Source organism: Parapedobacter lycopersici (genome assembly GCF_024643285.1).
GTDB classification, from domain to species: Bacteria; Bacteroidota; Bacteroidia; order Sphingobacteriales; family Sphingobacteriaceae; genus Parapedobacter; species Parapedobacter lycopersici.
This window is the reverse complement of record NZ_JAMSLW010000004.1, coordinates 251,221-264,333: the sequence shown is the minus strand read 5'-3', so window position 1 is coordinate 264,333 and position 13,113 is coordinate 251,221. Positions and strand designations below refer to the sequence as shown.

At 49.3% G+C, this 13,113-nt stretch carries 11 protein-coding genes and 1 tRNA gene; 9 read left to right on the top strand and 3 right to left on the bottom strand.

The window, feature by feature from the left end:
• Window positions 1-2 precede the first annotated feature (2 nt).
• Window positions 3-854, top strand: a complete 852-nt coding sequence (locus tag NEV57_RS10345; RefSeq protein ID WP_257658250.1) for a hydroxymethylglutaryl-CoA lyase — start codon at window positions 3-5, stop codon at window positions 852-854.
• Between the two features lie 223 nt (window positions 855-1,077).
• Window positions 1,078-2,268 carry a phosphoglycerate kinase gene (locus NEV57_RS10340; protein ID WP_257658249.1) on the top strand — a complete coding sequence of 397 codons (1,191 nt, stop codon included), beginning with the start codon at window positions 1,078-1,080 and terminating at the stop codon, window positions 2,266-2,268.
• A 268-nt stretch (window positions 2,269-2,536) separates the two neighbouring features.
• On the opposite strand, the gene NEV57_RS10335 is transcribed toward NEV57_RS10340, so the two are convergent.
• Complete coding sequence (locus tag NEV57_RS10335) at window positions 2,537-5,263, bottom strand: TolB-like translocation protein (RefSeq protein ID WP_257658248.1); 2,727 nt, start codon at window positions 5,261-5,263, stop codon at window positions 2,537-2,539.
• A gap of 771 nt (window positions 5,264-6,034) precedes the next feature.
• On the opposite strand from NEV57_RS10335, the gene mgtE reads away from it, so the two are divergent.
• The 6 genes from mgtE to arsB all read left to right on the top strand — a co-directional run bounded on the left by mgtE (window position 6,035) and on the right by arsB (window position 10,364).
• Window positions 6,035-7,414 carry a magnesium transporter gene (gene mgtE / locus NEV57_RS10330; protein WP_257658247.1) on the top strand — a complete coding sequence of 460 codons (1,380 nt, stop codon included), beginning with the start codon at window positions 6,035-6,037 and terminating at the stop codon, window positions 7,412-7,414.
• Between the two features lie 133 nt (window positions 7,415-7,547).
• A tRNA-Asn gene (locus NEV57_RS10325) sits at window positions 7,548-7,621 on the top strand.
• Window positions 7,622-7,839: 218 nt separating this feature from the next.
• Complete coding sequence (locus tag NEV57_RS10320; RefSeq protein WP_257658246.1) at window positions 7,840-8,172, top strand: ArsR/SmtB family transcription factor; 333 nt, start codon at window positions 7,840-7,842, stop codon at window positions 8,170-8,172.
• 58 nt (window positions 8,173-8,230) lie between these two features.
• Entirely contained in the window at window positions 8,231-8,695 is a 465-nt protein-coding gene (locus NEV57_RS10315) for a DUF6428 family protein (RefSeq protein WP_257658245.1), read from the top strand.
• A gap of 19 nt (window positions 8,696-8,714) precedes the next feature.
• On the top strand, window positions 8,715-9,329 hold the full coding sequence (locus NEV57_RS10310) for an arsenate-mycothiol transferase ArsC (RefSeq protein WP_257658244.1): 615 nt from the start codon (window positions 8,715-8,717) through the stop codon (window positions 9,327-9,329).
• Between the two features lie 3 nt (window positions 9,330-9,332).
• Complete coding sequence (gene arsB, locus NEV57_RS10305; RefSeq protein WP_257658243.1) at window positions 9,333-10,364, top strand: ACR3 family arsenite efflux transporter; 1,032 nt, start codon at window positions 9,333-9,335, stop codon at window positions 10,362-10,364.
• A 177-nt stretch (window positions 10,365-10,541) separates the two neighbouring features.
• Here arsB and NEV57_RS10300 read toward each other — a convergent pair whose 3' ends face one another.
• A complete protein-coding gene (locus NEV57_RS10300) occupies window positions 10,542-11,144 on the bottom strand; it encodes a YdeI/OmpD-associated family protein (RefSeq protein WP_257658242.1) in 603 nt (200 codons plus the stop codon).
• Window positions 11,145-11,150: 6 nt separating this feature from the next.
• Entirely contained in the window at window positions 11,151-11,564 is a 414-nt protein-coding gene (locus NEV57_RS10295) for a VOC family protein (protein ID WP_257658241.1), read from the bottom strand.
• Between the two features lie 925 nt (window positions 11,565-12,489).
• On the opposite strand from NEV57_RS10295, the gene NEV57_RS10290 reads away from it, so the two are divergent.
• Window positions 12,490-13,068 carry a DUF3347 domain-containing protein gene (locus NEV57_RS10290; protein ID WP_257658240.1) on the top strand — a complete coding sequence of 193 codons (579 nt, stop codon included), beginning with the start codon at window positions 12,490-12,492 and terminating at the stop codon, window positions 13,066-13,068.
• Window positions 13,069-13,113: the final 45 nt, after the last annotated feature.

Below are 13,113 nucleotides of genomic sequence, written 5' to 3'. Positions count from 1 at the left end.
CCATGCTGTCCATTACGGAATGTCCCCGCGATGCCATGCAGGGAATCGACCGTCAGATTCCCACCGCTGTGAAGGTCAACTACCTGCAGCGACTGTTGGCGGTCGGTTTTGCGCGGCTGGATTTCGGGAGTTTCGTATCGCATCGCGCCGTTCCCCAGCTGCGCGATACCGCCGCCGTACTCAGGCAACTGGACACCTCGGCCAGCGCCACGCAGCTGCTGGCTATCGTGGCAAATGTGCGGGGAGCGAGGGAAGCCGCCGGCTATACTGCGATACAGGTGCTTGGCTTTCCATTCTCGGTATCGGAAACGTTTCAGCTGCGTAATACCCGCCGCACCATCGCGCAGTCCCTGGAGATGGTCAGGGAAATGCAGGCCATCTGCCGCGGCCAGGGCAAACAGCTGCTGATTTACCTTTCGATGGGATTCGGTAACCCGTACGGGGATCCGTGGGGACCGGATATCGTGGCCGGATACGCCGCTGAACTGGCTGCAACCGGTATCCGGGAGATGGCCGTTGCGGATACCGTGGGCAGTGCGACACCACGCGGGATTACGGAAATTTACACCCGCCTTAAAAGTGTGCTTCCGGATGTTTCCCTAGGACTGCACCTGCACAGTACGCCTGCCACCAGCCGCAGCAAGCTGGTGGCCGCGCTGGATGCAGGATGTGACCGCTTTGATACGGCATTACGGGGGTTTGGCGGATGCCCGATGGCAGAAGACCGGCTGACGGGCAATATCGCCACCGAAACACTGTTGAACCTGGCGGCCGAACGGCAAATACCAACCGGCCTGGATATGCAGGCCTGGCAGGTGGCCATGCAGTACAGCAACGAGGTGTTTCTCCCGTAAGAAAAAAAGGGGATCGCTGTGAATTTGCCGATTCTTATTATAGCTTTGTGTGCTAAACGATAAAGAAATACAAGCATGGACCCTGCACGGTTAAAATAACCATTGCTTACCCCCTGTCCGCCTTTTCCTGTGCTCATGAACGGTTCGCAGGCAAGTTCGCAGGGCAATGATTGCTTTTGATCGGCAACGGTACCACCTGATAACGGAAAAACAAATAAGACAGATGAAAACCATAGATAATTTAAATTTTGCAGGCAAAAAAGCCCTGATTCGTGTCGATTTCAACGTGCCACTTGACGAACAGTACCGCATCACGGATGACAACCGCATCCAGGGTGCTGCCCCGACGATCAGGAAGATATTGAAAGACGGCGGATCGGTTATCCTGATGTCACACCTCGGCCGGCCCAAAGACGGTCCCACGGACAAGTTTTCCCTCCGGCACATTGTCGGGCACCTGTCCGAAGTACTCGGTGTGCCGGTTCAGTTTGCCGACGACTGTATCGGTGAAGCAGCCTATGCCAAGGCGGCTGCCCTGCAGCCGGGTGAGGTACTGCTGCTGGAGAACCTCCGCTTTTACAAAGAGGAAGAGAAAGGTGACCGGGAATTTGCAGGAAAACTGGCCAAACTCGGGGATGTCTATGTAAACGATGCCTTCGGTACCGCCCACCGCGCACACGCTTCTACGGCCGTAATTGCCCAGTTCTTTCCCGAAGCCCGGTATTTCGGATACCTGATGGCCGCCGAGATCGGCAATGCCGAAAAAGTACTGAATAATCCCCAACGCCCCTTTACCGCCATCATGGGAGGGGCCAAGGTATCCGATAAACTGGAACTCATCGAAGCACTGCTGGAAAAGGTCGATAACCTGATCATCGGTGGCGGCATGGCGTATACCTTTGTTAAAGCCCGCGGCGGTGAAATCGGGAAATCCCTGGTTGAACTGGACAAGCTCGACCTGGCCAACAGGCTGGTGGAAAAGGCAGAAGCCAAAGGTGTGAACCTGGTATTGCCCACCGACTCGCAGATTGCCGATGAATTTGCCCCGGATTCCCCGGCCTATAACGGGCCTAATGACCAGATCCCCGCGGATAAAATGGGACTGGACATCGGTAAGGAGTCGGGTGAGCATTTTGCCCAGGTGATCATGGCGTCCAACACCATTCTGTGGAACGGGCCGATGGGTGTATTTGAAATGGATAAATTTGCGAAAGGCACCCGGGCCGTTGCCGATGCGGTGGTGGCTGCTACCGAGCGTGGTGCTTTTTCCCTGATTGGCGGCGGTGATTCCGCAGCCGCGGTAAGCAAGTTCGGCATGACGGAGCATGTCAGTTACGTAAGCACGGGCGGCGGCGCCCTGCTCGAATACATGGAAGGCAAGGAGCTGCCCGGCGTAAAGGCCATTAACGAATAACCGGCGAACTGGAATTTCCGGAAAAGCCGGAAACGTCACGATACCGGAAGCACCTGAACAAACAGGTGCTTTTTTTGTTGGTGAATGTTCCGGCCACCCACCAGGAACCGATCGGGACTGGTTCGGGATGAGTCCAGGGTGAGTCCAGTATGAGTCCAGGGTGAGTCCACCTTTTCACGAAGATTAATGGAGTCAGGGTAGACACACTCCGCACAGACCCTGCGCGCAAGACGGATCAGGCTGCTTTCATTTCCGGTGCAGGGGATACTCAGTAGCTATAACCGATGCCATAGGTTGCAAATACCCGCCGGCGCGCCCCGGCCTCGTTGGCATAAATGAGTTTTACGCCGACGTCGAAGTTGGGCAGGTAAAAGCGCAGGAAATTCATGTCCGACCGAAATTCGATCCCAAATGTCCGCGGCCGGAACGGATGTCCGGTCCGCACATTCTGGAAGTCGGCAAACAGTCCGCCCCGGAAGCGCCGGATATAGGCCAGCGGACCGATACTCCAATCGGGATAGGCCAGCGGAAAACGGTAACTCAACAGCAGGGTATTGTCAACCGGCATCGGCCGCAACTGGTCAAACCCGCTCACCAGCGGAATATCATTGGCCACCTGATACGGGCCACTGCGCTGCTGGTAGCTGAAACGCGCAAGCAGGGAGTGGTTCGGCAACAGTCCCGGAAAATAAAATGAGGTGCGCAGAGAGAAGCGCATGCCCGTGATCCCGTCCTCAAAAGGAACATGATGGTACGCCAGGCTGAGGTGCTGTCCCCAGCGGGGTGCGATATCCAGTGCGCGCTGCCGGACACTGTGGCCGGCATAGACCCGGTAATGCAGGGGGAACCGGATGCGGTTGATAAAGCGGTCCTGAAAAGCCGGCTCGCTCAAACCGTAACGGGACGTATAGGAAGTGGCGACAGCCGCGCCCATCGTGTACGTGTGGTTGAGCCGGTAAAAGACCAACGGGACATCCACGCGGAAGGTCGTGACGTGCTCCCGCCAGCGCAGGCCGGTCAATCCGGTTTCGCTGTCTTCCGATATACGGGCAGCCGCTACCTGGCCGCGGTTGTGGTACTCCAGGGTCAGCTTGGGAAAATAGCGCTGATAGGTCGCCGATGCCAGGTACTCGCTGCTCCGTATGTCGCCGTCGTAACGGTACCCCAGCCGAAGCTGGGCCGTATTGAGCAGGTTGTCCGACAGCCAGTAGATGCCCGGCTGGATGGCGCTGAAGTCCTCGAAATTACCTGCGTCAACGGAAAGACTATGGAAGTTGACCAGGTTTTTGGCTTCATTATATTCGCTTGAAGCAAAGATCTGCTGTTTTATGGTATCAACAGGTGTAAAACCAACTTCGTGGCTTATAAGTGGCTTAAAATAGCTGATATGGGAATCCGGTTTTTTTGCGGCCAGTGGATAGTCGCCCGTTATTCCGGACAGCCAGCTGATGCGGTATCCATCTGACTGATAGTTATTAAACCAAAGCCGTCCGGTTGCTGTGTCAAATGAGGGGTTGAACGCGCCGAACGTCACATTGGTAAGCTGGGTGATGGATCCGTCTGTCCGGTTAAGTGCATAAATATTATCTATGCCATCGTAATGTGCCTTGAAGACGATCGCATCTCCTGCATAGCTGGGGCGTGTTATTTGCTGCGATTGCCATCCGGTTAGCCGGCTGAACGTTCGGGTGGTGCAATCAAATTCGATCAGCGCAGCGCCTTCGCGGGTAACGCCCACCGCGACTATTTTGGTTCCTGTGGCATCGAAGGCGGGCGTCTGCAGCATCATATTCCCCGGCGGCGGGTATTTTCCGAGGATTTTGCCATCCTCCGTACGCAGCAGTACCAGCTCTACCGCATTGTCCCAGCCGATGGTTACTGCGGCAATCTGCGAGCCGTCGGGGCGCAGCGTCGGTGAAAACAGGCGGCTTTTATGAGTTAGCTGCCGGTATTTCCGCGTTTTTAAGTCGTATAGATTAATGATATTATATGTGCGCTTGCCATAACGGCCATGCCTTCGCAGTTCATCCCAGGTGATTTTTCCGGCGGCATAGGAGAAGTTGGGTTCGGTTTGCCGTCCGGTTCCGGTTATGGTTTGCTGCGCCCCGGTCTTATCCAGTACCACAATGGTTGGCACCCGTTGCCGGCCCTGGTTGAGCGCAATGATGCGGCCGTCGGGCAGTGCCTGCGGCAGCAGCCAGCTCTCCGGTTTCCGGGGTTCGTGTGTAGGGAAAACAGGGTAGGAAACCGGCTGGCGGACCACCTCCTGTTTCCGCCATTCGGCGGCCAGTTCGTCCATGGTTTTTTGATACCATTGGCGGGTGTTGTAACCCGTCAGCTTCCGCAGCGTGCGACTGAAATTATAGGGGCGTACCGGGTTGCGCGCCATGCGTGTCATCAGGCTGTCGAGGACACCCGCACCATGGTCACGCTGCAGCTTGGCCACCATGAAATACCCCAGTTCATAATACCCCGCCGTAATGTCTTTCAACGACCCCAGGTAATTCTTCTGATAGCCGAATGTTGACCCGCTGAGCAGGTTTGTCCGGAGGGGCATCTCCCACGACGGAAGCCGTCCGCGCCCGCTGGGGCTTAACACGGTTTCGGTTACGACGGCATCCCCCTCAAAGAACCATGCCGGCAGTGTAATTCCATAGATGGCAAAGGCGAGCTGTTCGAAAAAAGGTGCCCGCAGGTATCCTGTCAATTTGTCAAGCTGAACCACGTGACGGAGCTCGTGGATGGCCAGCTGGTTGAGCCAGTCCTGAAAGTCATTTTGCTGGGGTGGGGTAGTGAGGAGTTCGGACCGGCGCGGTGCAAGCTGAACAAATCCGTTGGACCCGACGGTCTGGTTCTGCAGAATGATGGAAATTTTCCGGGGCGTTTTGCCCATTGTTTGTCCGACCTGGTGCCGGATCTGCTGCAGCCGATGGGCGAGCTGCTGCGCCTCATTTTCGAATGCCGAAGGAAAAATCAATTGGAAATCCGGTGTCACAATCTGACGCCATTGTACACTTGGGGGCGCTTGTTCCGCGTTAAAAATCTGTGAAAAAGCAGATAATGAACATATACATAATATTATTATATGTAAAATATTGATAAATATATATTTATATGCTATATTAGGTGATTTCACAAGGGTTTACTAAATTTTATAGTATATCGTGTCTCCGGTTGCGCTATTAATTGTGTAGTTATTGTTTATATATATAAATTTATTTTCTGATTAATAACTAGTTAAATTTTTAGTATTTTATGTATATTCATATAAAAATGGATAAATCGAATCAATATAAATCCACTTTGTTAATGGATTTCGGCATCTCGGACAAACCTGTTGTTTTATACGGCTAATGTACACTATCTTTTTCAAGTTCGGTAGCCGGATTTTTTATTGCTGCCCGGTTCAGTCGGTCGGCCGGTGTCCGGAATTTTGTTTTTCCGACCGGCTGTTGTCAGTCCGCGTAACCGGACTCGCTATAGTCGACCGACTGTGGTGTCGGACCTGGTGTGGCGCGTTGTTGACCGGAATTGCTGTCGGACCTGCACGACGGGGATTTTCGGTAAAGTGCGGTTCAATGCCCGTAGCTTTTGCCGGATGAAGTGCTGTCATAATGGCATTTTCAGGATGCTGTGACCCGCTGACGGCCGATACATTTTCATTGATTTAGGCTGGTGATTTGTTCGTTCTTTTAATATAAAAAACCGACTTTTGCAGCAAAATTATTTTACCAATGTAGGATATCATTCAATACAAGGAGGGCCCATGGAAGAACTGGAAATGCTGGTTGAACAAACCGAATTACTCCTGGCAGCAGGAGATGCGCAACGGCTCAAGGAACATCTGGATGAACTGAACATCTCGGATGTCGAGGCGCTGATCGACGAGCTTCCTGAGTACGGCCCGGTCTTTATTGAAACGCTTAGTATCAACCGTGCCGTCCACGTCTTCGGCATCCTCGATTTCCCTACCCAGGAACGTATCCTTAAACGGCTGTCAGGCGGTAAGATTTCGGAACTCATTAATGAGATGCCACCCGATGATCGTACCGCATTTTTCAGTGAGCTGAAAGGCGATATTGTAAAGCAGCTGATCATCCTTCTCCCGCCTTCGGAACGAAAGGAAGCGCTGGCATTGCTCGGCTATCCGGAAGACAGTGTCGGACGGCTCATGACACCCGACTACATCACCGTTAAACAGCATTGGACCATCACCCGGGTATTGGAGCATGTGCGTAAATACGGCAAGGCTTCCGAGACGATCGACGTACTGTACGTGATCGATAAAGACGGACAGCTGATGGATGATATCCGGATACGGAACATCCTGCTGGCTGATCCGGAAATGCGGGTCAGGGACCTGATCGATAACCGGCTGATCGCATTGAATGCCAATGACCCCCAGGAGGAGGCGATCAACATATTCCGGATGAATAACCGGGTGGCACTTCCGGTGGTAGACGATCAGGGGATTATGTTGGGTATCGTGACGATCGACGACATCCTCTGGCTTGCCAACGAGGAATACACGGAAGACATGCAGCGGATCGGGGGTAGCGAGGCGCTGGACGAACCTTACCTCGATGTATCCGTGCTACACCTGGTGCGGAAACGTGCAGGATGGCTCGTGGTGCTGTTCCTGGGCCAGTTGCTTACCGCCACGGTGATGGAACATTACGAAAGCCAGCTCGCCAGTGCGGTAATGCTGTTCATGTTCATTCCGCTGATCATTTCCAGCGGCGGCAACAGCGGCTCCCAGGCGTCAACATTGATTATCCAGGCCATGGCGCTGGGTGAAGTGACGTTGGCCGACTGGTGGCGGGTCATGCGCCGTGAGATCCTCTCGGGCATTTTACTTGGACTGATACTGGGTGTGCTGGGTTTTATCCGGATTCTGACCTGGCAGACATTTGCGCACGCATACGGTGAATACTGGTGGCTGGTGGGAATCGTAGTGAGCCTCTCCCTGATGGGTGTCGTGCTCTGGGGGTCACTGGTTGGGTCCATGCTGCCGTTTGTGCTTCGTAAGCTGGGCGCCGACCCTGCCTCATCATCTGCCCCTTTTGTATCCACCCTGGTTGACGTGACGGGGTTGATCATCTATTTCACGGTAGCAACGCTGCTGCTTGCCGGTATTTTATTATGATGTTTTTGACCCCCGCCCAGGGAGAAAAAATATTTTTTTAAATATTTTGCTTTTTAGTCGGAAAATCCCGAATATTGCAGTCCCAAAACGGGATGTCCCGGACAGTATCCGGCATAACCAGACAACAAAACACTCCTGAATAGCTCAGCTGGTTAGAGCATCTGACTGTTAATCAGAGGGTCGCTGGTTCGAGCCCAGCTTCAGGAGCGATAAAAGCCTCACAGTAATGTGGGGCTTTTGCATTTTCCATCCAGTTGTAACCAGCTTGTATTGCTAAAACTAGGAGTGCAACGCCGCACAGCTGTTGCTGGTTTGTATAATTTATATCGAATTAGGTATCTTCTTACAAGTGTTTTGAAATAATTGAAAAAAATTATGGAAACGTAATTATTATATCGTAATATTGCAATATTAAAATATGAGATATGGGACTTACCAAATCGGAAATATTTACGGATGACCAAAATAAGCTGGCGTCCCTATTTAAAGTTTTAGGACACCCGGCAAGAGTTGCCATACTTCAATACATCATTGATCAGAAAGCCTGTATCTGCAACGATTTGGTTGAGGAGCTGGGATTGGCACAGGCAACGATTTCACAGCATTTAAAGGAATTGAAAAATACCGGTATTATTCAGGGGACAATTGAGGGGAAGTCCGTTTGCTATTGTATCGATGAAAAGACATGGAAACAAACTCAAGCAGCATTTAATGCATTTTTCAATCAGGAAGTAAAAGTAATCAGTTGTTGTCCATAGTATTTTTTTAATCTTCAATATCGTAATATTACGATGTAACGCTTTTAAATTCGACTTTATGAAACTATCAGAAATCAAAGAAATCCTGCCAACATTGGGCAATGTTGCATTTCAAGTAGAGAACGGGGAATTTGTACCGGAGCATTTCCACGTCACGGAAATCGGACAGATCACCAAGCACTTTATTGATTGCGGGGGTGTAATCCGTACAGAGAAAGTGGTGAATTTCCAATTATGGAATGCCAATGACTATGCGCACAGACTAAAGCCAGTCAAGCTATTAAACATCATTAAGCTTTCCGAAGAGAAATTAGGCATTGAGGATGCCGAGATTGAAGTAGAATACCAAAGCGAAACGATTGGGAAGTATGAACTGGATTTTAATGGGGATCATTTTATACTGAAGAACAAACAGACCGCTTGCCTGGCAAGTAATGCCTGTGGTATCCCCGTGGAGAAACCAAAAGCAATACTGCCGGTATCAGCTAATGTCTGTTGTACGCCTGATTCGGGATGTTGTTAAGAAATAAAGATCGATCGTGATGTATAGGGACCTAATTGAGACGATAAAAGAGATAATTAACGGCCAAACTGTAAATGAAGAGCGTAAAGCCATATTGCAACCGTTGATCGATTTTATACAACAAAAGGTAAACAGCGGACAGGATATAAACCTCAATTTCATCTGTACACATAATTCACGCAGAAGCCATTTAGCGCAGGTATGGGCGCAGGTAGCAAGTACATACGCCAATATTCCGAAGGTGTATTGTTATTCAGGCGGTACGGAAGAAACGGAACTGTTCCCAAAAGTGGTGGAAACATTAACCCATCAGGGGTTCCATATTTTCAGCGTTGCAAGCGCCCATAATCCGGTATATGCAATAAAATACAGTGATAATGCCTTACCCATTATCAGTTTTTCCAAAAAATACGATAGTCCATTCAACCCCGCTTCAGCATTTGCAGCTATTATGACTTGTTCACAGGCTGACAGCGGATGCCCATTCGTCGCCGGAGCGGAGAAAAGAATACCCATCACATTTGAGGACCCTAAGATTTCAGACGGTACGCCGGAGCAGGTAAGGGTATATGCAGAAAGAAGTCTGCAAATAGCGGCGGAGATGTGCTATGTTTTTTCAATGATTAGGGGTTAACCTATGCAACCAAAACTCAAATTTCTTGATCGCTATCTTACCTTATGGATATTTCTTGCAATGGCAGCAGGCATAGCCCTAGGGTATTTATTTCCCGGTATATCCGACGCTTTCGATAGTCTGTCTGTAGGCACAACAAATATTCCCCTGGCCATCGGACTGATACTGATGATGTATCCCCCATTGGCTAAAGTAGATTATTCCTCCTTATCCACTGCTTTCAAGGACAAAAAGATAATTGGTATTTCTTTGTTCCTCAATTGGGTGGTCGGGACTGTACTCATGTTTACACTGGCGATCGTATTTTTAAGGGACGAACCCGATTACATGGCGGGCCTGATATTGATTGGTTTGGCGAGGTGCATTGCGATGGTCATAGTATGGAATGATTTGGCAAAAGGGAACAGCGAATATGCGGCATTATTGGTTGCATTGAACAGTATCTTCCAGATTTTCAGTTACAGCTTCCTGGTATGGCTATTTATCAATGTGTTGCCCAATAAATTAGGGCTGGCTAATTTCGATGTAAGCGTATCGATGAAAGATGTAATCGAAAGCGTTTTGATATACCTGGGTATTCCTTTCTTTGCCGGTTTTATAAGCCGTTATCTCTTAATCAAATCAAAAGGCATAAAGTGGTATAATCAGAAATTCATTCGCAGCATATCGCCCATTACTTTATACGCATTGTTATTTACCATTGTATTGATGTTCAGCTTAAAAGGCGACAAAATACTGGAGCTGCCGATGGATGTGATAAAAGTAGCAGTGCCGCTCGTCATCTATTTTGTATTGATGTTTTTCATGAGCTTCTTTATCAATAAATCTTTGAATGTTTCATACGATAAGAACGCATCCATCGCTTTTACAGCCACAGGAAATAATTTTGAATTGGCAATAGCCATATCAATTGCCGTTTTCGGCATTCATTCGCCCCAGGCGTTTGTCGGCGTAATCGGTCCGCTTGTAGAAGTCCCGGTTCTGATTCTTTTGGTGAGGGCAAGTTTATGGTTAAAAAGAACGTATTACGCCTAAAAAATAGAGGCTATACCGATATACAAATGAGACTGTGTGTTGGTACGGGGCTGTCGGGTTAATTGGCGGGTCGATTATGGAAGCGATTACACGATCTTCCCAGCATAAAGTAAGTCAAAACATGACATTGTCCGATAAGGACTTGCCGAGCAATGTCATGTTTTTGGATCCGGTCTGTCATTTGCCCGCACCAGGCCGGCGGAACTGCTTCGGTGTATTCTGTTGCGCTGCCTGCTCCGCGATTTCATCAATCCGTTTCTTTCTGGTTTCCGGTCGTTTAGCCAATACAATCCATTGCAGCAGCATCTTTTTTAGTGATTTGCTCAGGCTTAGAAAATACGCCTTTGCGCCGCCGTGATCGCTAAATGCTTCATCCAGATCGTTGGGGATTGCCAATTCTTCCACGCTGTCTAAGATGGTCCACGAACCATTTTCTTTTGCAATCCGGATGGTCTCATAGCCGGCCGCTGTCATCAGGTTGCTGTCTATCAATTGCTGAATCTTCTCTTTGTTGATTTTCGACCAGGTGCTGCGGGGTTTACGTTTACTGAACAGTTGCATAAAAGAACATCCGTCAATCGTTTTCCGCGTGCTGTCAATCCAGCCGAAACAAAGGGCTTCATCAACCATTTCACTCCAGTTGACGGTGGGCAAATTCGATTTCCGGGTATTGCAGACAAGCCACACCGACTTTGCTGACTGATGATGGATTTCCAACCATTGACGCCACTCTGCCCGTGTATTTATATATACTGTTTGTCTTTCTGCTGCCGTTTGCATCGGAGATTATTTTTGCGTGTTTAAGATTGCTAAATAATGTTTATTGGTCATGATTCCTAAAATATTCCCGAAAGGATCAACCACCGAAGCCGTTACAAAATCGCCTTTCCCTCCGCTGCGGTCGATAAGGGGCTGATGCAGAATAGCCCCCGATGACAGGAGTTTGTCAAGTGTCGCCTGCACGTTATCCACATGCCAGTACACAATAGCCCCGCCCGGTCGCTCCGTAGCGCCGCCGGGAGCATACTTGCTGTCGATAATACCAAGTTCATGCTGGTAGTCGCCGATGCGAAACTCAATATACCCGGGAACATTAAAATACGGTTCCATGTTCAGGAAATCAGTATACCATTTTTTTGCTTCTTCCAGATCCGATGCATAAAAGCTTACGGTTGTTAACCCGCGCAAAATTGTTTCCATAGTATTTTATTTGTATTCGTGATGATGTAAAATTAAAAGGGATTGTGACAACTGCATGGCAGTGCCATCACCTAAAAACAAAAATAATGCGAATTGGAACAGATGGGAGATTTCTTTTGAAGAATTAGCCTTAAATCCGCCTGGAATAAAAAAGTTTAAAAAAATAAGCTATTTTTGCATTGCGGTACGGAGTACCATCATTGGTTTATATGCATAGGATACACTACGTAGTATTAAGTATGTTCATGCTGGGGTTGTTTCTGGCCCCCGGGGCTGCGGCTGCGTGTACGTCCTATTCCCAAACAGTCAAGAACAACGAAAAATCGTGCTGTGATGATGCCCAATCGGGGAATCACGACGCAGAGACCTGTAAGAAGGACTGTTGTAGTGCGGATGCAGGTGAGGGCTCCGGCTGCTCGGGAAATTGCGGTCACCAATCGTGTCAAAGCTCTTCGCCCACGTACGGCGTGCACCAAGCCGCTAAACATTCCGATCATGTCTTCAATTTTGAAGACAAGAATCCGTATCCATCTTATCAGCAACCGGATTATTCTTCCGGATTTTATTCCATTTGGCAACCGCCTAAAATAAGTTAGGTTCAACGCCTGGCAGCCCAAGGTATGTCTTGTCGAAAGCTATAACAGTTTTCGGAAACCCCTTATTTTCTGTTTTTCAGTAATCGGTATGCGATCGTTCGCAACGCATTGGCGTTCGTTACAGTGTAACGATTAAACGCGACCGGCTCGCACTGCTTAAAAGCGCAAAAACGGTGAACGGAACCGGAAATGCCCCGCTAGCAAGGAACAGACAGGCATCGGGGAAACCCAATGCTATTACAGACGGGCATCAGCGCTTCCTTTTGAATTCAACGCAACAAATACAAATTACATAACACAGTTTTAATCATTAACGAAAAACCATGACAATGAAACATTTATTTTTAGGCTTGATCACCGCTGCTGTACTGGCCTTTGCAGCATGTAATGGAAACACAGGCAAAAACGCCGAAGGCACCGGACATGAAGCGGGTCATTCCGCAACCGGGTCTGCCGGCAATGCATCAAATGAACAGGGAGATTTTGCTGAATTGTTCGCCCACTACCAGCATTTAACATTCGCATTATCATCGGATAACGACAAAGAAGCCGCTAATGCCGCTCAGGGGATGCTGGAAGCACTTTCCAAAATAGAATCAGCAGGATTCAATGCGGACGACAAAGCAACATATGATGATATCGCGGCGGACATTAAGGAAAATGCCGAGCACATTGCAGGCAACGTGGGCAATATCGCGCACCAGCGGGAACACCTGGTTGTACTGAGCAAGGATTTTTATGATATCACGAAGACGTTTGGTGCGGGAAAACCGCTTTACAAAGTTTTCTGTCCCATGTACAGTAATAACAACGGGGCTTACTGGTTAAGTGACACCAAAGAGGTCAAGAATCCGTATTACGGCTCGGAAATGCTGACATGCGGGGAGGTTCAGGAAGAGTTAATGTAAGGATGGGTTTTAGCATACAGATTGCGCTTTTGCGCTTATCTGTAT